The following is a 26,495-nucleotide window of genomic DNA, read 5'->3' as shown; positions in this document are numbered from 1 at the left end:
GGGGTATCACTACAGCTTGGATACAACGAAACTTACGAACGGGAAGCATACCTTGGTGATTCAGGAAACAGGGAAGAACGGAAAACAGGCAAGCTTGCCTGGAGTAAACATTAATGTGAGTAATGTTTCGGCGCTGCCGGCACTGGGAAGTTTAGATACGAACATAAGCGGGACACTGAGCGGGACTGTCAGCTTATGGGGGTGGTATTTGGACGGCAGCGGAGTAAGCACGGTACAAGTACTCATCGATAACAGTCCCGTAGGAACGGCAAGCTATGGAGACTCACGGCCGGATGTGGCAGCAGCGCTTCCGGCATATAACAACAGTAATTCGGGGTATCACTACAGTTTAGACACCACAAAATTTTCTAATGGGCTACACTCTATTGTTATTCAGGAAACTAGTACGAGCGGTGTCCGAAGTTCTTTACCGGTTAAAACTATTACCATTAAAAATTAGGTTTCTTCGATTGTGACTGAAGTATTTGTTCGTTATTCTTGAAACTGGGTCGAAACAGGGTCCCGTCGATATATTTTCATTAAAGTAATTTTGTCTTAGGTATGTAGTTTATGCTGCCTTAGTTCGAGATTGCATCGAACTAAGGCAGTTTGATTTTTTAAAGTCCTTCTATTGGTCCGTTATCATGCATTTTTCATAAGCTGCATTTATCCTTTAGATGACTGATAAAGGAATTTCTAGTAGTCCCACGAGACCACGGCAGAATTATATGAAATCTCCTTATGATTAGAGATTTTGGCAAGGACTAACCTAATGCTAATTATTAGAATCTTTTTATTGCTTCTAGAGGAGCTATTAGTAATATTAGACAATTTTGTTGCTTTTTTCTTCGATTTCCTTAGTGTTTGAGATTTGACTTTATGATAGTTACTTTATGCAACTCTAATGAAATGAACTAGTGAAATAAGAGAGTTTGTTTGGAAGGATAAATACTAAATACGTCGAATAATAAAATAAACAAGGGTTACGGCAGGATATTCTCTACTAATGGTTAAGAAATTTAAATTATTATCAGAGTGATTGAGTAAACGGTTATGATCATTTTAAGTGTATTTTTATATAAGAGATACCAATGAAAGATTACCGAATAGGGTATTGATTGAAATGCTAATTGACGTTTAATAATATTTGTTATAATAATTTTGGAGGCAATCCGGTATGCTCTATTCTTCCTTGATTGGGCGCTTGCGATGCTGGTATTTTCTGGCTGATCTCGGCGCTTATTTATTCAGCATTTTTTTTATGGCTTTCTTAAAATTTCGGTTTGATTTTTCCACTATTAATGTTTACGCTTATTTGAGAATTTTAAGTATAACTGGGATTATTTATTTGGTCCTCTTATATTTTAGCGGCCTATATGAGACCGAAAATATATTAAACCTGACGTACAGCAAGTATATCAATGCTAATTTATACTGTGCGATTACTTTTTTCATTTTGTCCTTTTATATGAGGGATGTGACTTATTCGCGTATCTTCTTTACGGCGATATATCCTGTGAATCTTCTAGTGGCGTTTGTGGTACATTCAGTATTGATTCGCCATCATAAAAGGACGTTGGGGGATTCGATTAAATTACCTTTATTTGCGCTCGGTTTTGAAAAGGCCCCGCCGGAAGTTCTTTCTCAACTTAAAATAAAAGCAGGGTTGAGGATAATTGCGGAATTGCCCATTTCCACTGAAGTTTTCAACTTTTTAGATAATTATAAAGAAATAGCCGCCACTTTGACTGGAGGAGAACAAAAGTCGAAAGAAAAACTAGGGGTTTTGATCTACGAATGTGAAACCGCCCAACTGCACAACCTAATTGAATACTGCGAATTGAATTATATCCCATTCTATATTGTTCCCAATATCACTGGGTTATTGTCAGTCCCGATGAAGGTCATCGATAAGAAAAACTATATGCTTTTAGGGACAAAAGACAATTTGGTAGAGGGTACCGCTAAACGCTTAAAACGGTCAATAGATGTAATTTTAGCTGTAGTAGGATTGCTGTTTTCTAGCTGGCTGATGTGCCTGATTTGGATTGCAGTGAAACTTAGTTCACCTGGAACGGGGATATATGCACACGAAAGACTGGGACTTAATGGTAAGCTAACTACCATATATAAATTTCGAACGATGTACGCCGATTCTCAAGAGCAACTTAATAAATTGCTTCAAAATGAATCTATCCGAAATCAGTACTATACTGATTTCAAAATAGAAAACGATCCACGCATAACAAGATTGGGCAAATTATTACGCAGAACGAGTCTTGATGAATTGCCCCAACTGGTTAATGTTCTGCTAGGGGACATTAGTTTTGTTGGACCCCGCCCTATAATTCCCTCTGAAATTTCACGGTATGGAATGCATGGAAAAATGATACTTCGGGTTAAGCCTGGGTTGACGGGTCTCTGGCAGGCTAATGGAAGAAATGGCTTAAGTTATGATGAACGCATAAAGCTCGATCTATTTTATATACATAACTGGTCGATTGGATTGGACTTCAGGATTATTCTCCAAACGATTCCCAGCGTAGTTTCAGGGAGAGGTGCGTCATAATGAAGATTGGCGTAATTATTCCTATTTTTAACCCTCCTGATATCTTTGAAGAGGTTTTGGATGCACTATTAGTTCAAACAGTAGCGATTTCGCAGGTCGTTTTGATTGACTCAAGTGATATGGCTTATGAAAATCAAACTTTTATACGTTCTAAACTGGATAATAAAATCAAGGTGATTTACGAAAAGATTAGGCCTTTTGAATTTGACCATGGTGCAACGCGGAATTTAGGAGCAAAGTTGCTGGGAGATAGTGAAATAGCTGTCTTTCTCACGCAGGATGCAATTATTCAAGATAATTGTATCGAAGAGCTAGTAACATTTATTGAAAGAAATAATCTCAGTGCTGCCTACGCCCGTCAAATCCCTCGTGATGGTTGTAGTATTCTTGAGCGAGTGGAGCGAGAGTTCAATTATCCGGAAGGATCAAAAATTAACAGATTACAGCCCTCGACTATCGAGGAAGTGTTTTTTAGCAATACTTGTTCTGCGGTGCGACTAAAGACATTCTGGAAACTAGGGGGGTTTCCGGAGAAGATTATTTTTGCCGAAGATATGATCTTTGCTTCTCGTCTGCTAAAAGCAGGATATAGCACGGGCTATTGTTCTGAGGCTATTGTTAAACATTCACATACTATCGACTTTAAAGAAAATTTAAAACGATATTTTGACATGGGAGTAATGCACCGTATTTTTAAAGATGAATTGCCGATTAGATCAAGTACTAAAAAAGGACTTTGCTTTGTAAAAAAAGGAATTGGATTTTGCCTTAAAAATCAACCGCAAGATTTAATGGGCTTTTCCATAAATACTTTAGCTAAGTTTATTGGTTACCAATTAGGGAAAAGATATCTGCTTTTTCCAATTGCCCTTAACATAAAACTCACGAAAAATAGAGCTTATTGGAATAGCGTTTAAGGATAAATTGAGGAATAATATGGTTACTATTTTAATGGCTGCCTATAATGGGGAGCGCTATATATCTGAACAAATTGAATCGATTTTACAACAAACCTATACTGATTGGAAATTAATCATACAGGATGACTGTTCAACTGACAAAACGGTCTCGATTTTATTGAAATATCAACAAAAGTATCCCCAAAAGATTAAATTGATTGAAAGAAAAGAACCATCCGGTTCAGCAAAGCACAATTTTTTTAGTATGTTTAAATATGCAAACAGCGATTACGTGATGACTTGCGATCAAGATGATATCTGGCTGCCTGATAAAATCCAGATTACCCAAAAAGAAATGCACAGGTTAGAAGCAGTCCATGGGATTAAGAAAGCCATATTAGTGCATACAGACCTTAAAGTAGTAGACAGTGATCTTAATGAAATTGAAGAATCTTTATTTAAGAGGCAAAAGTTAGATAACCGAAAAGACAAAGTTCATAATCTTCTTGTGCAGAATATTGTAACGGGCTGCACCATGCTGGTCAACCGGGCATTGCTGAACAAAGTAAATGATCTACCGAAAGATGTAATAATGCATGATTGGTGGTTAGCAATAATAGCAAGCGCATTTGGGGCAATTGGATTTGTAAATCAATCAACAGTGCTTTACCGTCAACACGGAAGTAATGAGGTGGGTTCCAAAAATATAAGAAGCGTTTGGTATAATCTAGGACGATTTCTGGATCCCATAAGTTCTAAACAATCTTTGCGATCTACTTATCGTCAGGCCCAATCTTTTTTGGAAATGTATGGGGAAATGCTTACACCAGAGTGTATGGAATTAGTTCGAGAATACAGCTCAATTCCTCTATATGGAAAAGTTAGAAGAATTGAGACGATTTTTAGATACGGTTTTTGGAAGGCAAGTTTTATACGGCGGTGTGGGCAAATTCTGTTTTGTTAAAATTGATTTGATAATGGAAACTTATTTGTTTTTGAATTAGAATTGCAACGAGGAGGAGTTCTGTTTGAAAGGCATCATACTTGCAGGAGGGTCAGGTACAAGATTATATCCACTAACATTGGTCACCTCAAAACAACTATTACCAGTTTATGATAAGCCAATGATTTATTATCCGTTATCCACTCTGATGTTGGCTGGCATTAAGGATATATTGATTATCTCAACTCCTCATGACTTACCTAACTTCCAAAGATTATTAGGTGATGGCACCCGCTTCGGTATCAATCTGTCGTATGCAGAACAGCTTTCGCCAGACGGCCTTGCTCAAGCTTTTATTATCGGTGAAGAATTTATTAATGGGGATAATTGTGCAATGGTTTTGGGAGATAATATTTTTTATGGCAGCGGACTATCAAAATATTTGGTTAAAGCTGCACAGCGAGCGGAAGGCGCTACGGTATTTGGCTATTATGTTGAGGATCCAGAAAGGTTCGGCGTTGTGGAATTTGATGAATCTGGAAGGGTGATTTCTCTGGAGGAAAAGCCTGCAATACCTAAATCAAATTACGCCGTTACAGGTCTTTATTTTTATGATTATAATGTATGTGAATATGCCAAAAGCCTAAAGCCATCATCACGGGGAGAGTTGGAAATAACGGATTTAAACCGTATTTACTTAGAAAATGACAGACTTGATGTCATAACATTAGGTAGGGGTTTTGCGTGGCTGGACACCGGTACCATTGATTCGTTGACAGAAGCTTCGGAGTTTGTAAAGGTTCTTGAAACGAGACAGGGTATTAAGATTTCTGCCGTAGAGGAAATTGCTTATCGCAACAGTTGGATTACAAGGGATAAGTTGATTGAGTCCGCTCAAAAGTATGGGAAATCGACTTATGGAATGCATTTAAAAGCGGTCGCAGACGGGAAAATTTTATATTAAGAGGGATTACAATAATGAAGGTGATCGAAACAGATGTCTTAGATGTTTATATTCTAGAACCTCAGGTTTTTGGTGATAATCGGGGCTGGTTTATGGAAAGTTGGTCAACCAGAGAAATGCAAAAAGCTAATCTTTGGTATAATTTTGTACAGGATAATCAGTCATTTTCTGCACAAAAAGGAACTCTCCGAGGTTTGCATTTCCAAAAAGGAAATGCTGCGCAAGCAAAGCTTGTACGTTGTAACAAAGGTTCTGTTTTGGATGTAGCAGTCGATCTTCGAAAAGGCTCACCAACTTACAAGAAATGGTTAGCAGTTGAATTATCTGCAGAAAACAAAAGACAGTTATTGATACCTCGGGGGTTTGCTCATGCTTTTCTAACCCTCACGAATGATGTGGAATTTTTGTATAAAGCGGATAACTATTATTGCCCAGAGGCGGATCGAAATATATTTTGGAACGATGAAGAACTCAAAATAGTGTGGGGTATTGATAACCCTATTTTATCGGAGAGAGATGCTAAGGCTCCGCGATTGTCCGAAAGTGATACCGATTTTGTTTACGAGGGGAAATGAATATGAAAATAGTTGTGACAGGTGGAGCGGGCTTTATCGGCGGGAACTTTGTTCATTATATGCTGAGAAAGTATGCCGATTATGAAATTATCTGTCTCGATAAATTAACTTATGCCGGTAATTTGGAAACTCTGGATTCTGCGATGAATAATCCCCATTTTAAATTTATTAAAGCAGATATTGGGGAGCGGGAGGCCGTTTACAAAATATTCGAAGAGGAGAAACCGAATATTGTCGTAAATTTTGCGGCCGAGAGTCATGTGGATCGTTCAATTGAAAACCCATCAATTTTTTTAGAGACCAATGTTATGGGCACCCAGGTACTCCTCGATGCTTGCAGAAAATTCGGTGTTGATCGCTTTCATCAGGTATCCACGGATGAAGTTTATGGAGATCTGCCGTTAAACAGACCAGATTTATTTTTCACAGAGGAAACACCAATTCGTGCTTCAAGTCCCTATTCGGCGAGTAAAGCCAGCGCAGATTTATTAGTTCAGGCTTTTTATCGAACATTTAAAGTGCCGATAACGATTTCGCGATGCTCCAATAACTACGGGCCTTACCATTTTCCGGAAAAACTTATTCCGTTAATGATTACAAATGCACTGGCCGAAAAGCCGCTTCCAGTCTACGGTAAAGGTGAGAATGTGCGTGATTGGCTATATGTAGAGGATCACTGTTCGGCTATTGATTTAATACTCCATAAAGGTCGTGAAGGTGAAGTCTATAATATCGGCGGGCATAATGAACGAAGTAATTTGGAAGTTGTCAAAACAATCTTGATTGAACTTGGTAAGCCTGAACGGTTAATTAAATATGTCTCGGATCGTCCCGGACATGATATGCGTTATGCCATTGATCCTGAAAAAATTCATAATGAGCTGGGTTGGCTGCCTGAAACCAAGTTTGATGTTGGAATAAGGAAGACGGTCCAGTGGTATTTGAGTAACAAACCGTGGTGGGAGCACATTATTAACGGCGAATATAAGGACTATTACAAGAGAATGTATGAAAATCGGTAATTAAACGTTCTCTCATCGTGATAAAAAGGGAGTAAACTTTATGAAAGTATTGGTTACTGGTGCAAAAGGTCAGCTCGGGAGCGATATGATTAAAGAGTTGCAAGCACGTAATATTAATTGCCTTGGCACTGGTAGAGATGATTTTGATATTACTGACTTTGAAGCAACTTTGAGAGTTATTACAAATTATCATCCAGACGCCGTAATCCACTGTGCTGCATATACGGCAGTGGATATGGCGGAGGAAAATAAAGAACTCTGCACTGCAGTTAATGTAGAAGGTACAAAAAATATTGCAAAGGCCTGTAAAGCAATTGATGCAAAGATAATTTATATCAGTACAGATTATGTGTTCCCCGGAACAGGCGACAAAGCATATGAGGTCGATGATGTAACTTGTCCACTCGGCGTCTATGGCGAAACAAAGCTGGAAGGAGAACTAGCCGTTAAAGAGCAACTTTGCAAATATTTTATTGTTCGTATTTCATGGGTTTTCGGCAAAAATGGTAATAATTTCGTCAAAACTATGTTGAATATTGGCAAAACGCGTGCTGATGTAAACGTAGTGAGCGATCAAATTGGTTCGCCGACTTATACAGCTGACTTGGCTCCCTTACTCTGTGATATGCTAGTGACGGAGGAATATGGCACATACCATGCGACTAATGAGGGGTTTTGTAGCTGGGCTGAATTTGCCGCGGAAATTTTCCGCCAGGCTGGATATAAAACAAAAGTAAACTTTATATCAACATCAGAATATCCGACCAAAGCCCATAGACCTTCCAATTCGAGATTGAGCAAGGTAAGTCTCGATCTGGCTGGATTTTCACATCTGCCTTCATGGCAGGATGGGCTCAACAGATATTTGAAAGAAATAATATAAGGCTGTGAAATTCATGAAGCAAAAGAAAAAAGTTACCATAGCACAAGGGTGTGCTCTGGTTATTGTAATCTATAGTATACTCGCTGTTTGCTTCTATTTTATTGGAGGAGAGCAGCTAAAATATACTCCATCACAAGAATATAAGGCGACGGAAAAATCCACCACAACCATTGGGGAGATACGTCGTAATATGACAGTTATGCAGACTTTTATCGCTCAGACAGATGAGGTGCAGCGCGTATCGCTGCTGTTTGCTACGGGTGGCAAGCAAAACCCAGGAGTTGCTCTCATAAGAATTCTCAATATGGCGAATGGTAAGGTTCTTGCGCAGAAAAACGTAGTACTTTCCTCTTTGGCAAATAATGCTTACACTAGTATTGGATTTGATCAACCTGTAAAAGTAAATAAAGGAGAAACGTTGGGTTTAACACTGAATGTTCCAAATTCAGAAGAAGGAAAAACGATTTCTGTTTGGTTTGATGCAGGAAATACCTTTCAGGGCGGAGGAGCATGGTTTCTGAATGGAGTGAAACAGCAAGGAACTCTTTGTATCATTTACTCTGGCCGGGATAAGATTTTATTCGGTGATTATTATTGGGATCTCGTCATCGGACTTGGCATTCTACTTGCAATTTACTGCATTAATCTAGTAGTGAAACAGAAAAAAGGGAAAAGGAGCTTTGGACTTAATCTTATCGCTACATTTTTAAAGTACCGTTTTTTGCTTCACCAGCTTGTTTCCAGAGATTTTAAAACAAAATATAAACGATCTGTGTTGGGCGTGTTCTGGAGTTTCTTGAATCCGCTGCTTTCTATGACGGTACAGTATGTGGTGTTCTCAACGCTTTTTAAGTCGAATATCTCCAATTTTGCGGTGTACCTTCTAACTGGAATTGTCTTCTTTAACTTTTTTTCGGAAGCAACTGGAATGGGTCTGGGGTCTATCGTAGGAAATGCGTCACTAATTACAAAAGTATATATTCCAAAGTATATTTTCCCGGTTTCAAGAGTTTTGTCTTCGGTGATTAATTTGTTGATATCCATAATCCCCCTTATCATAGTTATGATGATTACCAGGACCCCTATTACACCGGCTTTGTTACTTTTGCCTTTTAGTATTGTCTGTATTATAGCTTTTTGCATTGGGATGAGTTTTCTTTTGTCTTCAGCAATGGTGTTTTTTCGGGACATGCAGTTTTTATGGAATGTAGTGAGCATGTTGTGGGTTTATGCCACACCGATTTTTTATCCTGAAAGTATTCTTCCGCAGAAATACATTTTCATTTTTAAATTGAATCCATTGTACCACTTCATACGATTTGCTCGTACGATTATTTTGAATGGCGTTTCGCCCGAACCTAAAGCTTATTTGTTTTGCTTGATTGCAGGGTTTTTGCCATTAGTAATTGGGGCTATCGTTTTTAAAAGGACACAAAATAAGTTTATTTTAAATCTATGAGGAATTGATATGATAAAAGCAGAGCATATATCCATGGAGTTTAAAATTACACATGACCGGATTAATAGTTTAAAGGAGTATTTGGTTACCCGATTGAGAGGAAAACTGGAGTATGAAGAATTTTGGGCTTTAAAAGATGTTAGTTTTGAAGTTCAAAAGGGAGAAGTAATAGGGATAATCGGGAGAAATGGTGCTGGGAAAAGCACCCTTTTAAAAGTAATATCTGGAATTTTGAAACCATCAAAAGGCGAAATTATGGTATCGGGAAATATTGTTCCTATGCTGGAACTTGGTGCCGGGTTCGACTCGGATCTGTCCGGACGTGAAAATATTTTCCTCAATGGTTCTATTTTGGGCTATTCAGAAAGATATTTGCGAGATAAATATAACGAAATTGTTCAGTTTTCAGAACTCAAGGAGTTTATTGATGTGCCAATCCGAAATTATTCTTCAGGTATGCTGATGCGCTTGGCATTTTCTATTGCCACGGTTATTGAACCTGAAATTTTAATCGTAGATGAGATCCTATCGGTAGGTGACGAAGCTTTTCAAAGGAAAAGTAGAGCCAGAATGTTGGAGCTTATGGGTGGAGGTACTACCGTCTTGTTTGTCTCTCACAGTATTGAGCAGATTAAAGAGATGTGTGACAGGGTTATTTGGTTAGACTATGGGCAAGTCAAAATGATTGGAGATTCAAAGGAAATCTGTGAACATTATCAAAACTACATGTCATGAAGAAGATGAGAATTAGCTGGAGGTAAATTATGGATAAGAAGATTTTGGTAACGCGTTCTTCGCTTCCGCCTATGGAAGAATATGTTGATAAAATAAAGCGCATCTGGGAGACTGGCTGGATGACGAATAACGGCCCGATTTACACGGAATTGGAAGAAAGCATGAAACAATATTTATGTTGTGATAACTTGGAGCTTTATGTAAATGGGCACATGGCTCTTGATATTGCGATTAAGGCTTTGGGACTAACGGGAGAAGTAATTACAACGCCATTTACCTTTGCCTCCACAACTCATGCTTTGGTAATGAATGACCTGGTTCCAGTATTTTGCGATATTAAACCTGATGATTATACGATTGATGAAGATAAAGTTGAAGCTTTGATAACGGAAAAGACTAGCGCAATCTTAGGAGTTCATGTTTATGGACAACCCTGCAATGTAATAAAGTTAGAAAAAATAGCCGAAAAACATCATTTAAAATTAATTTTTGATGCGGCTCATGCGTTTGGTGTTAAGTTGGATGGAAAACCAATTGCAAATTTTGGCGATATTTCCATGTTTTCTTTCCATGCTACTAAGGTGTTCAACACCATTGAAGGTGGGGCTTTAATTTACTCTGATGAAAAGTTGACAAGGAAATTAAAAAATCTTCGTAATTTTGGTATTGAAGGGCCGGAAAGCGTCGTGGATATCGGGTTAAACGCCAAAATGAATGAATTTGCTGCAGCTATGGGAATTTGTAATCTCTGTTATCTTGATAAGAACATTCAAAAGAGAAAGCACGCTTATGAATTGTATTTTAAACGGCTGAAGGATTTCAAGGGAATTAAAATGATAGATAACAAGAATAACCAGAACGTTTTATGGAACTATGCTTATTTCCCGATCGTAATTGATGAGAAACTATCTGGCTTTACTCGAAATGAGCTTTTTGATGAATTACAAAAAAAAGATATCTTTACGCGTAAATATTTTTATCCACTGATTACGGATTTTGAATGTTATCACGGAAAGTTTGAACAATATGAATTGCCGGTTGCTCATTATGTTGCCGATCGCGTGTTATCACTTCCTATATACGCTGATCTGGAAGAAGAAGATATTCTGCGGATTTGTGATGCTATCATAGGTTTTAAAACTAAAAAAATATAGGAGGCTTATTTTTGGATAGTAATACTTTGGATTTCTATAAGCGGATAAAAGAAATTCATGAGAATATATATGCTGATGAGTTGGGTGGCAGCTCTTTTTATAAATGCTTTTTAATGGCATATTTATTTAAAAATCTGAAGTTTAAAAGTTACATCGAAATTGGCGTTTATAGAGGGAAGAGCTTATTCACCGTTTCTGTGGCAGTCCGGGAAAATAAAGGCCGGGCTTATGGAATTGATCCTTATCTTAATAGTTGTATTAAAGAGGCTGAAGCCTCACCAGCAATTCAAAAGATAGTGCAAAAAGCAATTCAAGAGATGGATTTTAATGAACTGTTTCAGGAAGTTAATGCATTTAAAAAGAACTTTGATTTTGATTCAACTGTAAATTTATTGCGTTATCCTTCAGAGGAAGCAATTAAATATATAAAGGATACGAATATTTCTATTGATATGCTTCATATTGACGGAAATCATGATACTGTTTTTGTCCAATCGGATGCAGAATATTATATCCCTATCGTTCGTGAAGGGGGAATAATCGTTTTTGATGATATTGATTGGCCGAGTGTCCGATCGGTGTATGAAAAGGAGAAAGAGAAAAATTTTCTTCTTATAGAAGAAGATACATTTGGTGTATTAGTCAAGATGGATAAAACTCGTGATCGGGAAGAACAATTGGCACCTTTTCGCAGCAGTATGCAAACAGGATTAAAGGATTTTTCTTATGTAAAAGATTTGTGGGAACCGCTTGATTTGCTAGTGGTTGACGATATTTTTCCATGTCCCATTAGTTCCTTTAGGATGGAAGAGTTTGTTAGCTATTTAGAGAACTTTAATAAGATGAAGATATTTGGGAACGGTGGTTCACTTCATATAGTTAGTAAGGAAAGTAATGGGAGTGTATTTCAGGCTTTTCGCGAAGTCTACCCGCAATATTCGAAAAAAGTCATTCAGTGGAACGGTTATGAATTACCTGAAACAGTTCAAGCTAAACTTGCGTATTTTTGTTTTTTGAATAACACTTATTATTCATTAGATACAATTGAAAGAAACGGTATACCTTTTGTTTTTGAATTATATCCAGGTGGGGGATTTTCACTTCATAATCAGGAGTCAGATTATTTCCTCCGTAAAGTTACTAGCTCTAGATTTTTTAGAAAAGTTATTGTGACTCAAAAAATAACCTTTGATTACCTAACTGAAAATGGATTCTGTTCAGAAGATCAAATTCTGTTGATTTTTGGAAGTGTGACAGCGCCTGAAAAATTAAACAAGTCAATTGGGATAAAAAAGCATTTTGGTTTTGAAAAGGATAGACTCGATATTTGTTTTGCCGCAATGAGATATACAGAACTTGGTGAAGATAAGGGCTATGATATATTCATAGAAACTGCAAAGCAGTTATGTGAAAAGTATCAAAACATTTATTTTCATGTTGTTGGGGATTTCGACGAAAATGTGATAGACGTTACTGAAATTAAAAAGCGCATTACATTTTATGGAGTGCATAATCAAGAGTGGTTTGATGAATTTTATTCAGATAAAGATATATTCCTTTCACCCAACATTCACGGTAAGTTAAGGCAGGGAGGATTTGATGGCTTCCCCACGGGCTGTTGTGTTGATGCGGGTATGAGAGAAACCGCGATGTTTTGCACGGATGAGTTAGGACAAAATAATAGCTATTTTAATAATCGTTCTGAGATCGTAATTATTCAACATGATGTCGGTGACATTATAAACACAATAGAGTATTACTATCAACATCCAGACGAATTGCGTAGTCTTTGTGTTTATGGGCATAAAAAAATTCAAAGACTTTACTCTTTAGAAGTTCAAATAAAACCACGTATTGCCTTGTTAGAAAACGAGATTAAGAATTATGTCCAGAATATGCGGTATGCAAAAAAGCAAGAAGAAAAGTACTATAAGACTATTATAAAAGATTATCATAACATTCAGACAGCTTATCAAAATTTGGAAATGGATCACAATGAAATAAAAACTAAGTATGAAAATCTTGAAAGATATACAAAGGACTTACAAAATGGTTATGAGTCAATAGAAAATGACGACAAAAGTATAAGGAAAGCCTATAATGAGTTAGAAAGTAATTACATCAAATTGAAAAATGATTATTCCGAATTAACGGAGAATTATAAAGATCTTAATGACTTACATGCTACTTCTCTCAAATTCGAAGATAATATAAAATCAACCAAATGGTGGAGATTGTTTGGGAATAGAATAAATAATGAGGGAAGTGCAAAATGAAATTAAATGTTATTTTAATAACATATAATCATTCAAAATTTATTGAAGAATCTCTGCGCAGCATTTTAGCTCAAAAAACGAATTTTGATTTCAACATTCTGGTAGCCGATGATAAATCAACCGATGATACACTAGAACGGATAAAAAAATATGAAACACGAACTAATATTCCATTCTGTTATTTGAAGAACGAAAGGAATTTGGGGATCACAAAAAACTATCAACGTGCGTTTGGTGAATGTGATGCTGAATATATAGCAGTAATGGAAGGCGATGATATATGGACTGATCCATATAGACTTCAAAAGCATATAAATTTTTTAGATCATCACTACGAATGTACGATGAGTTTTAATCGGTACGTTGTCGGAGATTTTAATAAGGCAAAGTATATTGTCCAGCCTGCGTGGGAAAATGGAAAAGGGTATCAGCTTATTACTTCAAGAGATATTATCTGTGAGAATTTTATTGGCAATTTTTCTACGTGTGTGTATCGTAGGTCGGCAATAAACGCTTTGCCAGAAAGTTTGTTCGAAATGACTGCCTATGACTGGATTATAAATATTATGGTGGGAAGAAGTGGCATGATCGGTTATTTAACAGATGTGATGAGTATTTATCGGATTCACACAGAAGGTGTATGGAGTAGTAAGAGGGAAGAAGATAATATTAGAGAAACCCTTGATTGTATTGAGAAATATAACGAATTTACTAATCATTTGTTTGAAAATGAATTTGAGGAACACAGAAGCAGGTTAAAAGAGCGGCTATTCACATCAAAGCCCTTGCAGATAGTTCATTCCTCAAAATTCACGAGGATAAAAATTGGATTAAAGAGAATAAAGGATTACACTCCTCCTATTTTGATTTATATCGTTAAATTGATTATTCCTATAAAAATATTGAATAAAATTAAGGGATTGTGAAAATGAAGAAACTTTTTATTTATTGTGCGGGTGGTGTCGGCCGAGAAGTTTGCGATATAGCTGAAAGAATAAACACCCAATCGCCTAAATGGGAGGAAATTTGCTTTATAGATGATACAATAAATGCCGATTCTTTTTATGGTAAGAAACTATTTTCTTATAATAATTTTCAAAAAATATTTTCTCCGGAAAGTGCGATAATCGTAATCGCTAACGGCGAACCAGCTTCGAGAGAAACGCTTTCAAGCAAAGTTATTTCGGACGGATACAGATTAGCCAGCGTTATTGATTATTCAGCAGTGATATCCCCATCGGCTCGATTGGGGAAAGGCATTATAATTTATCCCTTTGTATGCGTGTCGTCCAACGTTCAAATAAACAACAATACGCTAATTTATAATCATTCAACGGTTGCACATAATAGCGTAATTGGAAATAATACGGTTCTGTCTATCGGTGCAACTATAGCGGGAAACTGTAGTGTTTCCGATAACTGTTTCATTGGGGCTGGTGCGGTAATTAGGGAAAATGTTCAGATTGGCAGTTGGTCTATCATTGCAATGGGTTCGGTGGTTAGTCATAGTTTACCACCCAATGGAATTTACATGGGCAATCCTGCGAAAATGAAAAAAGAAAATATCAATAGAAAAGTATTTAACTAAAAGGGGAATTTTTATGCCGCCATTAGTCAGTGTTATCCTACCATCTTATAAGCATGAAAAATATGTAAGGATCGCTTTAGAAAGCGTTTTGAAACAGTCTTTTTGCGATTATGAATTTTTAATTTCCGACGATTGTTCCCCTGACAACACTGTGAAAGAGATTCAGAAATATAAGGATGAACGAATAAAACTACATATTTTTCCCGAAAATCAAGGGGCAACAATTAATCATAAATATTTAATCGAACAAGCACGGGGAAAATACGTTGCTTTGATTAATTCGGACGATGTATGGCTTCCGGGCAGACTAGAAAAACAGGTTGATTATCTAGAAGAGCATAAGGAATGTGGGGCATGCTTTTCTTGGGCTGCATTTATTGATGAAAATGGAAACCACCTTAAGATGAACGAAAATGTTTTTGAACAGCCAAATAGAACTCAAGCAGAATGGTATGCTCACTTTTTTCAAAGGGGCAATTGTCTATGCCATCCAAGCGTATTAATTCGGACCGAACTGTATCATACTCTTGGGGTTTACAATTTATCGCTTAGGCAGCTTCCTGATTTTGATATGTGGATTAGGCTGATAAAGCATTATAACATCCATATTTTTCAGGAACCTTTAGTTCAGCACAGGCGTTTTATTCAATCAGGCGAAAACACCAGCTCACCTAAGATTACGAATTCAATAAGAGATGTGATGGAGTCCTATTATATCCTTACAAATTATTTCAAGGATGTATCCGATGAATTATTTGAAGAAGCTTTTCAAAAGGAGTTTCGCAAAAAAGGGAAACTATCCCATAACGAACTTTGTTGCGAGAAGTTTTTTTTGATGCTTGATGGCAAGTATTATATGCCGTCCATTCCTCTTCTAGCAGCAATCAATTATTTCTTCGAGATTTATAGTCTTGAGGGGATGGCTGAAACTTTTAAAGATTCTTATCATTTTACCATGCAGGATTTTCATGATATATCTTGTAAAGTAGATTTATTAGGTATACTGCCAAAGGGAGTAGTTGTAGACAAATCTAATGATTTTGATTTAGAAACTTATGTAAAGGTAAACAAGGCAAAGGCGCTTGCAATGATTTTTTTAAATAGAAACTCAAATTTATATCAGTATTGCAAGAAGCTGTATTATAAAATGAAAAAGTAACAATAGAAAAATAATGAACTCGCATATATTCATTAATATATAATTTCGTTTCATGATTTTTATACTTTGTATAAGATTGTTTAGAGTGAACCTAGGATAGTTGAAAAAGTCCTTAATGAATTGCAAGATGTTACAAAAGTCGCTCTCTCCTAGTGAATAATACTTTTTTTGATAAGGTAAGTCCGGAATGTTGTCCATTCAAGACGCTGCTCATACACTGTTAGACTTGACAAGTCTATTTTAAACTGCTGAAATGGATGAAGATCATGATTCTTGCAAGGTGGAAGACCTCCTGCGAATTGTTTTGAGACCGCTCAATTTAGTTCTTGAACCTGCAAAGATTTAAACTTCGTGGGTTTTTAAATCTAAGACATTGGAAGGAGGAATTTTTCGGCGTTTATAAATATTAATAATAATCTATTCTTTTTCTAGGGTTAGAAAAGCAGAATGGTTAAGGCCATAAGTGTGCTAATAAAGAGCTATTTCAAACATGTAAAAAAAATTCTATAGCACATGAGAATGTTTGTTACATATTTTGGGAAGGAGAAAGGTTTATGCTAAAGAAGGAAAGTGTTCCAAACTATAGTTGGTATTTATTATTACCGCTATTATTTTTGCTAGCAGTGGTACCTTTAGTAGTCTATCTCAAAGTTGTCCCCCTATCCGGTGCATCCTTTCAATTTTGGACCGGAGAAAAGAATAATCTGGATTTCTTCTCATATTATAAGATGGTTTTGATCATTATAAGCAGTATTGTGTCGCTCCTTGCTCTGGGATTATTCGTAATGTCTTATGGATCTGATAAGTTAAAGCTTAGTTTATATTACATTCCCATAGCAATATATGCGTTCTTCGTAATTCTTTCCACGGAGTTTTCACAGTATACAGATATTGCTTTAAACGGTTTCAACGATCGTTACGAAGGGATGTATGTTCTTCTAGCCTACATGGTTATATTGTTTGTAACGATAAATCTTGTGAGACAGGAACAGCATCTGAAAGTCTTAATCGGAGCCTTGTTCATAGGAGCCCTAATTATCGGTATTATTGGTATTTTTCAATACCTGGGATATGATTTCTTCAAATCATCTTTTGGCAAAAACCTTATTCTGCCGGCGGTGTTCAAACAAATGGCAGATAAATTACAGTTTCAATTTTCTAAGGGTGTGATTTATGCCACACTTTACCACCTTGATTATGTCGGCAGCTATATGGCGATGCTCTTTCCTTTATCCTTTACCCTGTTTTTGCTTACCAAAAAGGGCTGGCTCAAAGTGCTCTTTGCTGGTTTTTCCCTTTTAATGGCGATAAACTGGTTAGGATGTACTTCACGGGCAGGTATGTTTGGCGGCGCTTTAGCCCTCGTCATTTTATTGATTATGATGAATCGGTACATAATCAAAAACTGGAAGTATTTTATAGGCGGCATTGTTATCTTAGGCCTCATATTATTCGGGTTAAATTCAGTTTCGAAGGGGTATTTAAGTACACGGATTCACTCTTTAATTTCTGATGCCTCAAATATCACCGGAGGTTCAGACAGCGGCGGTCAAGCTACTTCGCTTCTGCAAGGATTGAATATTACAGGGAACGAGGCTACACTTGTAACCTCAACTGAAACACTTAAATTCGAAGTTGACGGAAATGTTGTTGCATTCCTGGACAAAGATAATAAGCCAATTGCCTTCCAAGCAGATGATAAAACTGGGAAGGTTCAGCTTAAAGATAGCCGGTACAAAGATTATCAGATTACTGCGATTAGGGATACTAATAATGTGAATGAACTGCAAATAGTGAAAGAGAATCTTAAATTAAACTTTAGTTTTAAAAATAATAAGATCTCCTTGCTTAATAGCAGAGGTCAAGCTGTCGATATCCAACCAGTTGCAACATGGGGATTCAAAGGCAAAGAACGCTTAGGATCTTCGCGGGGCTATATTTGGTCCAGGGCCATTCCCTTACTGAAAGACACCATATTTATTGGTCATGGGCCGGATACGTTTGCCGCTTATTTTCCTCAAAATGATTTCATCGGTAAATTCTATGCTTATTATGGAGATATGTGGCAGGTTGTCGATAAACCTCACGATCTGTATTTACAGGTTGCTATTAATACAGGGATTATTTCACTTTTGGCGCTTCTTTCTTTGTTTATTACCTATATTGTTAGAAGTGTCAGGCTCTACTTTAGAAGCAATTTTGATGATTTCACCTCAAAAGCTGGTGTGGGAATTTTTGTTGCGATTTGTGGCTATCTAGGAGCGGCCTTCTTTAACGATAGTGTTGTGTCAGTAGCACCGGTATTCTGGGTCCTTTTAGGTTCTGGTATCAGTATCAATTACATGTTAGAACAGAAGAAATTGAAGTCGCAGTCAGCTGCTGGTGATAGTAGTGTTAGCCGTTAATATTAATAAATAATTTGGGGCATAATAGGAGAAAAGGGTCCTTCACGTTTAGGTGAAGGACTCTGTTACGTAAATCAGACCTGGAAAATTGGCCCTAGCAATTTTGATTTTGAAGTCAGTTAAACCAATGCTATAATGTGAGCTGTTAGAGTTTTTAGTTCGTATCAAAAAACGATAGGAAGTGGTCTGCTTGTTCAGAAAAATAACGCTGGGATTTATGATATTGTTATTAGGCTTAGGCCTTGTAGGATGTGGGACTTCTACAGATAAGACTCAGAAAAATGCCAGTACGCAATCTACTAGTTCACAATCTGCCGGTACCCAAAAGAGCACAAACAATACCCAAGAATCAAAAAATGTATATTTGACTCCTATACCTAAAGGAACTCCCTTGGCGACAGCCAATAATGGCGTATCCAAACAACTTATGACACAAAAGAATGTTCTGGGCACACAGATATTTGAACAAAAAGGAATAATCTATGGGATCATTACGTTTAAAAGCGGAGTTGACAAAACATATGCTCATAACTTGGCTAATGAGTTTTTGTCTCAATTGAAGGTCAATTACCCAGGCCGAAAGATTACATCGCAAGTAGTTGTAAACGGAAAAACTACAGATTCAATTTCATATAAACCGTGAGGCATAGGCTAAGCCGGAATTTAAAATACTTTTTTAAGCTGAAACTTATGCAGATGTTATAGTCATCAAACAGCATAAAGGGTTCTAATAAACTGAAAGAGTTTGCTAGAACCTTTTTCTGTAAAAACAGTAATGGCTCAGGATTATTGTGAATGGCGGTTAAATAAATTCGTATATGGCGATAATATATTGTAAATATATGAATAATATAATATAATATTATTTTAAGCTCATTTTTGTTGGCCTAAAATTTTAAAATTTATATTTTCCATTTGCTTTGGGGATTTTAGTAAGAGGACATGTCTAAGAGGTAAGCAATCTAAGATCAAGGTGTATTGGGATAAATATAAATATATAAATAAATATAAAAGGAGAATGAAATTTTTGGCGACGTTTATAGACTTAGGATTAAGTGAAACGGTCATACGTTCAATTGTTAATATGGGGTTTGAAGAAACAACCCCTATTCAAGAAATGACAATTCCCATTGCTTTGCAGGGACGGGACTTGATTGGACAGGCTCAGACAGGAACTGGAAAGACTGCAGCTTATGGAATTCCCTTAACTGAAAAAATTGCGGAGCAGGCAGAACAAATTCAAGGGATTGTATTAGCTCCTACGCGAGAATTAGCGGTTCAAGTTGCAGAGGAATTGAACAAAATTGGTCAGTTTAAGCGCATTCATGCTTTACCAATCTATGGAGGGCAAAGTATAGACTGGCAGATTCGTGCTCTGAGAAAGAGGCCCCACATTATTGTGGCAACTCCAGGACGATTGATGGATCATATGAGGAGGAGAACTATTCGCCTGAATGATATAAAGATCGTTGTTTTAGATGAAGCAGATGAAATGTTGAATATGGGCTTTTTGGAAGACATTGAAACAATACTTAAAGAAGTACCTGAAGAACGTCAAACACTGCTCTTCTCAGCAACGATGCCTCATCAGATTCAGAATATTGCTCAGCGGTTTATGAGAGAACCAGAACTTATTCGTATTAAGGCCACAGGCGTAACAGTTTCAGATATTGAACAGCATTATCTTGAAGTACCTGAAAAACTTAAATTTGATGTTTTGACACGTCTTTTAGACATACAATCCCCAGATCTGTCGATAGTTTTTGCTCGCACTAAACGCCGGGTTGATGAACTTTCTGAGGGGTTGAATAAACGTGGATATTCTGCAGAAGGAATTCATGGTGATCTTACCCAGAGTAAGAGGGATAGTGTTTTAAGACAATTTAAAGATGGAACCATTGATGTTTTAGTGGCCACCGACGTTGCAGCGAGGGGACTGGATATCAGCGGAGTGACTCACGTTTTTAATTTTGACATTCCGCAAGATACTGAAAGTTATGTTCACAGAGTTGGGAGAACAGGTCGTGCCGGAAAGACGGGCCTCGCTATCACCTTAGTAACACCACGAGAGATGGGAATGCTGCGGCTAATCGAATCAGTAATTAAAAGAAAAATCATACGCAAACCGGTCCCGACGATTATTGAAGCTGTACAAGGTCAGCAACGATTAACTATGAATGAAATACTGAGAGTCATCGCTGAAGAGGATATTGAGAAATATAAGGGGATAGCTGAAGAACTTCTTGCGGAAAATGACTCTGTAACCCTGCTATCGGCAGCTTTAAAAATAATTACAAAGGAACCGGAAAATGTTGAGGTACACTTAACGGAAGCTGCACCGATTCGGGTGAGAGGTGTGGGTAAACCAAGAGGACAACAAGGTGGCTACAATAGAAAAAACTACCCGCAAAGAACGGATACTTGGTCTCGAAGAAGAAACTGCGATGTTCGTGGAGGTTCAACAGGTGCTTCAAGAGGGAAAGATTTTAAGAAAAACGGTTAATGTAATTTAGTCCTGAAAAGGGAAATTAATACAATTACTTCCCCCTAGGTGCTTCGTAAAAGGCCATTCTCTGGCCTTTTTCCATTTTACTATATAATTATTAGTCAGGAATGTTCTAAATATCACAAAGTCCTTTTTTATTTTAGAAGGTAAATTAAATTCTGTGTCGAATAGTTTATTGATTATGTGGTCTTATATTTTGGAGGGAGACATAAACAATTATGTTTAAAAGCCTTTTTCGGATGAGAGTTTTTGGGAAAATCTTCGCAAATGTAATGCTCTCGTTGATCTTGATTCTTAGCACCTCGACTCCGGTTTGGGCGGCATCAAATGATCCATTGTCTGAAGTCCGTTCCTTACTGCAGAATCAGTATGTAGATCCCGTTTCTCAGGATGTCTTAAATGCTCCTTCGATTGATGAAATGCTCAAGCGGCTTGGAGATCCGCACACTAATTATTTTACACCAAAGCAATACCAAGATTTTGTAGGGAGCGTAAACAATAGTTTTACAGGCATCGGAGTATCTATTGAATTACTTCCTGACGGCGTCAAGGTGGATTCCGTGCTTTCAGGATCACCGGCAGAGCAAGCCGGCATAAAAAAAGGAGACGTGATTATTAGTGCGGATGGACAGCCTTTGGCTGGATTAGCGTCTGATCAGGCGGCGAATTTGTTACGAGGACCGGAAGGCAGCTCGGTACATATCAGTATAAAGCGCGGGTCTGAGTCCAAGGATTTTACGGTGACTCGCCAAACAATTGCAGAACCGACTGTGACAGGTTCTGTGAAGGATGGTCATATTGGATACATTGATATAGCGACGTTTGGCGAAGAGACGCCAGTGGAATTTGCCAATACGGTGCTTAAATTAAATAGTGAGGGTGCCAATTCTTGGATTATTGATTTAAGAGATAATGGCGGCGGATACTTGGATTCTGCGATTTCTCTTGCGGGATTTTTCATTGGTCCGAATGTTGTGGTACAAGTTAAAGACCGTTCTGGCGTTCTCCGCTTAGATCAAGCTCCATTTCAGCCGTTTACGTTGAACCAGCCGATTATCTTTTTGACGAACGGAAATAGTGCCAGCGCATCGGAAGTCCTTACCAGTGCTGTTAAAGACTACCGTACAGCCGTCATTGTTGGTACAACTACATATGGAAAGGGTACGGCACAGAGTATTTTCCCTCTCTCTAATGGCGGCGTTTTGAAAATGACTGTAGATCATTTCTACTCTGCGTTCGGTCGCGAGATCAACAAAGTGGGGATTACTCCTGATGTAGAAATACAAAAGGCGGATTCTTTAAAAGCAGCAGAACTCATGTTGTCGGATAAAGCAGATGCTCTGACAAAGGCTAGAACCACGGACTATTGGCAAGCTTGGAGTGAACTTTTGAATTCCTTGACGCCTGAAACGAAGCAAGATCCTTATTCTTTGTACTATCCTGATTATCAGAAAGTCAGTGAATTATCAGGAGTTTCGCTGGATAAACAATTTGAGGTTCACTTTAATGGGGCGGTTAACTGGAAGACAGTGAACGATTCAAGTATTGAGCTAATTAATAGTTTAACTGGAGAAAGAATTCCTGCGACGTACAAGGCGCTGGGTTCCTCTGATGTAAAGGTGGTTCCGGAGAAGACGTTGTCCGCCGACTCAACCTATTGGCTGGTTGTTAATCCAACAGTCCTGGATACCTCTGGCAAGGCATTAAGTAAAGGAACAATTACAATTATTAATACAGTCAAGGGGTCTGGAACGGAAGAGAAGGCGGAGATTCAATCCTTGACAACTTCAAAAGTTGTAAGTGAAAAAATGTTTAACAACCCTGCTGCACCAGACTACGGCTTGGCAGTTTGGGGTCATAACCGGAAGTAATTCAAGTGCCAGAATGCGATCAAGTCACGGATTAGAAGGGGTGAATCTATGGTTTATGAAGTATGTGCACTTGTAGCTACTATTATCTTAGGGATGCTGGGCATAGAATTAATCATCTGGATTCACTCGATCCGGAAACTTACGGATGAGGTTAGGCACACTGTAGAAGATTTAAATATGTATATGCCGTCAATGCTCGACGATGTAAAAGTAATGACCGGCCTGGTAAAAAACACTACCGAACAAGTAAGCGAAACGGTTACCGAGGTTGCGGTTGATATAGAAAAGTTCAGGAAGAATCCATTACATCTTGTGACAAGTCTTTTGGAATCAATTAAGCAAATTATGTGTTTTTGGCAGGACCTACGCGGAAGAAAAAAAGAAGCCACTTAACTTCCTTCTTATAAAATGGCGTAAAGCTTTTCCTCTCTGAGGTGCGAACAACACGCCTGCTAAAGCTCCGGCGAGTCCTCCAACAAGTACCGTGAAAACAATTATACCAATAGTCATATTCGATTTTGGCTTGAGTAGAGACCTTTGGAAATTCTCCTTCCATAGTTGATACATTCTAAGTATTTTAACATATTAGCGACAAAACTTCGAAGGGTGGAGAGACAAGGAACTATTAAATGAATATAGAATCATTTTTAAACTTTTAGCAAAGGAGGATTTCAGATGAAGAAAGTGATGTCAATTTTTTTAGTAGGATTGATGCTACTAGTTTCAGCTCATACTGCCTTGGCAGCGGAAGACACTTTGGACATAGAAAAAGTGGCTATTCAGACATTGAAAACTTCTCAGCAGCTGCAAAGTGCCGATAGGCAGGTAACAGAAGTGCAGAAAAATTATCAGGATATGCTCGGAATGGCCAGTATTTTAAGAGGAACTTTGCAATATTCGAATTCATATTCGACGATAGAATCAGTTATCCTTAATCCCGCGAAAATGAAGGTTATGGTGACACAGGTTACGAATGCAAAAGTAGTACTTTCAAACTATATTAGGCTCTCTTCCTATCAAGCCTATATTTCCCTTTTAAAAGCAAGCTATGCTGAGAATATTCAACAGGGTCTTATGAATGATCTTGCTGCTGATTATAAAACAGCACAGCAACAGGAATCCTTGGGATTAATTTCACCATCTCAGTTGAGATTGACTCAGATTTCTTATCTTCAAGCTCAATATGCTTACGATAGCGCTAAAAAAGCATTTAATTCCGCTTCTATGCAAGTTAATAATCTTATGGGTGAAGACATTACAAAACAGTTTTCTTCACTGCAGGATTATAACATAGTCCCTGCCGGCCAGATAAAATCATTAGATGCTTATATTGGCCTCGCTTTAGCGAACCGATTAGAAATTGCTGATGATCAGAGTCAGTTAGATATTGACAAAGAGGCATTTGAATATGGCAAATCAGCGATGCCGACAGATTATGACTTATACTGCCAGCAAGAACAGCAAACCCTTGATAATGATCAAAATGCTTTAGATCTTGATAAATTAAAAGTTCAGAAAAATATTACTGAAACTTATTCGTCGCTGCAAGGAGCAATGAAGGCGATGCAAGCCCAGAAGGACCTTGATGATCAAGCTGCATCAAATTATCAATCTGCAGAAATTCAGTATAAGAACTCTATGATTACTCTGCAGGATTTTGACAAAGCAAAAGTAGCTAAAGCACAGGCTGATATGAACTATAAAAATTCGCAAATGGATGCTTGGTTAGCGCAAACGATGATGGGTTTGGCAAGTGGTGCCGGATATGTACCTTTTACACTTAATTTAACGAGCACTTCCAGCCACGTTAACAAACTTCTTCCATCAAATCCAATTCACGATAACCATTAATAACATGGGGGTGCTAGATATGAAGAAAAAATATTTGTCTATTTTTGCTTTTGTTCCCATCGCTTCGATGATGCTTTTTACGAATAGTACACTCGCTCTTGACAATACGACTCAGCCAACGTCAGGTGCTTCAACCACAAGTACAGCTGTATCTGCGACGTCAACATCAACAACAAGTACTACTGGTACATCAGCAACAAGTACTACTGGTACATCAGCAACAAGTACTACTGGTGCATCAACAACAAGTACTACTGGTGCATCAACAACAAGTACTACTGGTGCATCAGCAACAAGTACTTCCGATTCATCTGCAACGACAGGTACTTCTGGTACATCTACAACTTCTGCGGACACTTCTACCTTGAACCTCTCACTTGATGATGCTCTGAAAATGGTAGAAACGGGCAACAGCACCATTAAATTGGACGATAGCGAGATTCAAATTTTGGACAGACAAAATCAGGAAGCATTAGCCCGTCATAGCGCCAATGCCCCTGTAGTTGATGAAGATAGTAAGAAAGATCTGGATTTGAATTATAAGCGATCTCAATGGAACTTAGACAATGAGAAGCACCAAAGAGATACTGACTTAAAGGATGCTAAGGTTCGAGTCACCAATGAGTATGAGGATATTTTAAACTATCAGCAGGAGGCCCAAAATTATCAGACTCAACTTACTAATCTAGCGACGCAGATAGACAAAATGAACCTCCAGATAAAACTTGGCCTCCAAATTCCTTCCGCTGTCGATTCCCTTAATGCTGCTAAAAGTGGTCTGGAAGCCAAACAAAAAGGTGTTCTCAATTCCAGTGATAGTGAAATGCTTTCACTCAAACAAGATTTGGGAATTGATCTCGGCAGAAATGTCGTTCTGACGTCGAGCCTTATTCCTTATACGAAATTCGATGACTCAGATCTGGATAATAAGATCGCTCAAGCAATCCAAAATAACTATGATCTTAAAAAGTATCAAGAGGATATCGATATTTCGCAAATCGAGTATAGTATTGATAAGGTTTTTGAAGATACCATGTCGGCCGATCAAGTAGAATTGAGCATTGAGGACAAGAAAGCAACTTTAGCTAATATATCAAATAACCAATTAGTACAGTTAAGAACCGATTATAATTCCTTAAAGTCTTTAGAAAATACAATTGCAGCTGCTCAATTGACTGTGGAAGCTGACAAAATCAATATCGATGTTATGCAAAAGAATATTGATGCAGGAAAATCAACTATCCTTGATATGATTACACTGCAAAATGCACTTCTCAATGATCAGTTTACACTTCAGCAGGATATCAATCAGTACATGACAGACGCTGCAAATTTCCAAAACAGTTTAGATGATTAGTATTGATTATTTGGGAATAAAGATTTAATTGAAGAGAAAGCTCCGTACAGTTAAAAGATTGGCGGATGCTTTCTCTTACTGTTCCTTAAAAGTAAGATTGGCCCGGGTTTTCAGTTTTGAAGATCGGGGCCAATCTTACTTTTATATTTAAACGCAACAACATTTCTCTTCTTGGGGATATGTTAAATATTAAGGATATTAATATATCCATCATATGTAAGTATAAGAATTATATAAAGAACAGCAAATTGGTTTAGAATTTATTAAGATTTATCTTTA

Annotated in this window: 21 protein-coding genes and 1 pseudogene; all 22 read left to right on the top strand. The window is 37.5% G+C overall.

All coding sequences use genetic code 11. The annotated features are described in order from the left end of the window. A pseudogene (locus DEAC_RS23660) lies at nucleotides 1-460 on the top strand (Ig-like domain-containing protein); the annotation flags it as partial. 717 nt (nucleotides 461-1,177) lie between these two features. After that, nucleotides 1,178-2,569, top strand: a complete 1,392-nt coding sequence (locus tag DEAC_RS22385) for an exopolysaccharide biosynthesis polyprenyl glycosylphosphotransferase (RefSeq protein WP_053006507.1) — start codon at nucleotides 1,178-1,180, stop codon at nucleotides 2,567-2,569. Beyond that, nucleotides 2,569-3,486 (top strand): glycosyltransferase family 2 protein, encoded by a 918-nt coding sequence (locus DEAC_RS18610; protein WP_047811575.1) that lies wholly within the window; start codon nucleotides 2,569-2,571, stop codon nucleotides 3,484-3,486. The genes DEAC_RS22385 and DEAC_RS18610 overlap by 1 nt, the downstream gene beginning before the upstream one ends. Nucleotides 3,487-3,505: 19 nt before the next feature. Next, nucleotides 3,506-4,432: a glycosyltransferase family 2 protein gene (locus DEAC_RS18605; protein WP_047811574.1), complete on the top strand. Its 927-nt coding sequence runs from the start codon at nucleotides 3,506-3,508 to the stop codon at nucleotides 4,430-4,432. A gap of 64 nt (nucleotides 4,433-4,496) precedes the next feature. Further along, nucleotides 4,497-5,375 (top strand): glucose-1-phosphate thymidylyltransferase RfbA, encoded by an 879-nt coding sequence (gene rfbA / locus DEAC_RS18600; RefSeq protein ID WP_047811573.1) that lies wholly within the window; start codon nucleotides 4,497-4,499, stop codon nucleotides 5,373-5,375. Nucleotides 5,376-5,389: 14 nt separating this feature from the next. Beyond that, complete coding sequence (gene rfbC / locus DEAC_RS18595) at nucleotides 5,390-5,950, top strand: dTDP-4-dehydrorhamnose 3,5-epimerase (RefSeq protein ID WP_047811572.1); 561 nt, start codon at nucleotides 5,390-5,392, stop codon at nucleotides 5,948-5,950. A gap of 2 nt (nucleotides 5,951-5,952) precedes the next feature. Continuing rightward, a complete protein-coding gene (rfbB, locus tag DEAC_RS18590) occupies nucleotides 5,953-6,972 on the top strand; it encodes a dTDP-glucose 4,6-dehydratase (protein WP_047811571.1) in 1,020 nt (339 codons plus the stop codon). A 40-nt stretch (nucleotides 6,973-7,012) separates the two neighbouring features. Further along, on the top strand, nucleotides 7,013-7,855 hold the full coding sequence (rfbD, locus tag DEAC_RS18585) for a dTDP-4-dehydrorhamnose reductase (RefSeq protein WP_047811570.1): 843 nt from the start codon (nucleotides 7,013-7,015) through the stop codon (nucleotides 7,853-7,855). Nucleotides 7,856-7,868: 13 nt separating this feature from the next. Continuing rightward, complete coding sequence (locus DEAC_RS18580; protein WP_200903161.1) at nucleotides 7,869-9,314, top strand: ABC transporter permease; 1,446 nt, start codon at nucleotides 7,869-7,871, stop codon at nucleotides 9,312-9,314. Between the two features lie 9 nt (nucleotides 9,315-9,323). After that, the gene (locus DEAC_RS18575) at nucleotides 9,324-10,049 is read left to right on the top strand and encodes an ABC transporter ATP-binding protein (protein ID WP_047811569.1); all 726 of its coding nucleotides are present in this window, start codon (nucleotides 9,324-9,326) and stop codon (nucleotides 10,047-10,049) included. A gap of 29 nt (nucleotides 10,050-10,078) precedes the next feature. After that, the gene (locus DEAC_RS18570) at nucleotides 10,079-11,203 is read left to right on the top strand and encodes a DegT/DnrJ/EryC1/StrS family aminotransferase (RefSeq protein WP_047811568.1); all 1,125 of its coding nucleotides are present in this window, start codon (nucleotides 10,079-10,081) and stop codon (nucleotides 11,201-11,203) included. An 11-nt stretch (nucleotides 11,204-11,214) separates the two neighbouring features. Next, the gene (locus tag DEAC_RS22380) at nucleotides 11,215-13,479 is read left to right on the top strand and encodes a class I SAM-dependent methyltransferase (protein WP_053006506.1); all 2,265 of its coding nucleotides are present in this window, start codon (nucleotides 11,215-11,217) and stop codon (nucleotides 13,477-13,479) included. Further along, entirely contained in the window at nucleotides 13,476-14,405 is a 930-nt protein-coding gene (locus tag DEAC_RS18560; RefSeq protein ID WP_047811567.1) for a glycosyltransferase, read from the top strand. The genes DEAC_RS22380 and DEAC_RS18560 overlap by 4 nt, the downstream gene beginning before the upstream one ends. 2 nt (nucleotides 14,406-14,407) lie before the next feature. Continuing rightward, a complete protein-coding gene (locus DEAC_RS18555; RefSeq protein ID WP_053006505.1) occupies nucleotides 14,408-15,067 on the top strand; it encodes an acetyltransferase in 660 nt (219 codons plus the stop codon). A 13-nt stretch (nucleotides 15,068-15,080) separates the two neighbouring features. Further along, entirely contained in the window at nucleotides 15,081-16,226 is a 1,146-nt protein-coding gene (locus DEAC_RS18550; RefSeq protein WP_053006504.1) for a glycosyltransferase, read from the top strand. 554 nt (nucleotides 16,227-16,780) lie between these two features. After that, nucleotides 16,781-18,631 carry an O-antigen ligase family protein gene (locus DEAC_RS18545; protein ID WP_047811566.1) on the top strand — a complete coding sequence of 617 codons (1,851 nt, stop codon included), beginning with the start codon at nucleotides 16,781-16,783 and terminating at the stop codon, nucleotides 18,629-18,631. 190 nt (nucleotides 18,632-18,821) lie between these two features. Further along, entirely contained in the window at nucleotides 18,822-19,274 is a 453-nt protein-coding gene (locus tag DEAC_RS18540; RefSeq protein ID WP_047811565.1) for a hypothetical protein, read from the top strand. 384 nt (nucleotides 19,275-19,658) lie between these two features. Beyond that, complete coding sequence (cshA, locus tag DEAC_RS18535) at nucleotides 19,659-21,134, top strand: degradosome RNA helicase CshA (RefSeq protein ID WP_047811564.1); 1,476 nt, start codon at nucleotides 19,659-19,661, stop codon at nucleotides 21,132-21,134. A 221-nt stretch (nucleotides 21,135-21,355) separates the two neighbouring features. Beyond that, nucleotides 21,356-23,008 (top strand): S41 family peptidase, encoded by a 1,653-nt coding sequence (locus DEAC_RS18530; RefSeq protein WP_047811563.1) that lies wholly within the window; start codon nucleotides 21,356-21,358, stop codon nucleotides 23,006-23,008. A gap of 48 nt (nucleotides 23,009-23,056) precedes the next feature. Further along, the gene (locus tag DEAC_RS18525; RefSeq protein ID WP_047811562.1) at nucleotides 23,057-23,401 is read left to right on the top strand and encodes a hypothetical protein; all 345 of its coding nucleotides are present in this window, start codon (nucleotides 23,057-23,059) and stop codon (nucleotides 23,399-23,401) included. 282 nt (nucleotides 23,402-23,683) lie between these two features. After that, complete coding sequence (locus DEAC_RS18520; RefSeq protein ID WP_053006503.1) at nucleotides 23,684-24,859, top strand: TolC family protein; 1,176 nt, start codon at nucleotides 23,684-23,686, stop codon at nucleotides 24,857-24,859. Between the two features lie 19 nt (nucleotides 24,860-24,878). Then, complete coding sequence (locus tag DEAC_RS18515) at nucleotides 24,879-26,216, top strand: TolC family protein (protein ID WP_047811561.1); 1,338 nt, start codon at nucleotides 24,879-24,881, stop codon at nucleotides 26,214-26,216. The last annotated feature ends 279 nt before the right edge of the window (nucleotides 26,217-26,495 follow it).

The organism is Desulfosporosinus acididurans (genome assembly GCF_001029285.1).
GTDB classification, from domain to species: Bacteria; Bacillota; Desulfitobacteriia; order Desulfitobacteriales; family Desulfitobacteriaceae; genus Desulfosporosinus; species Desulfosporosinus acididurans.
The sequence above is the reverse complement of the archived record's forward strand: the minus strand, read 5'-3'. Positions and strand labels throughout refer to the sequence as shown.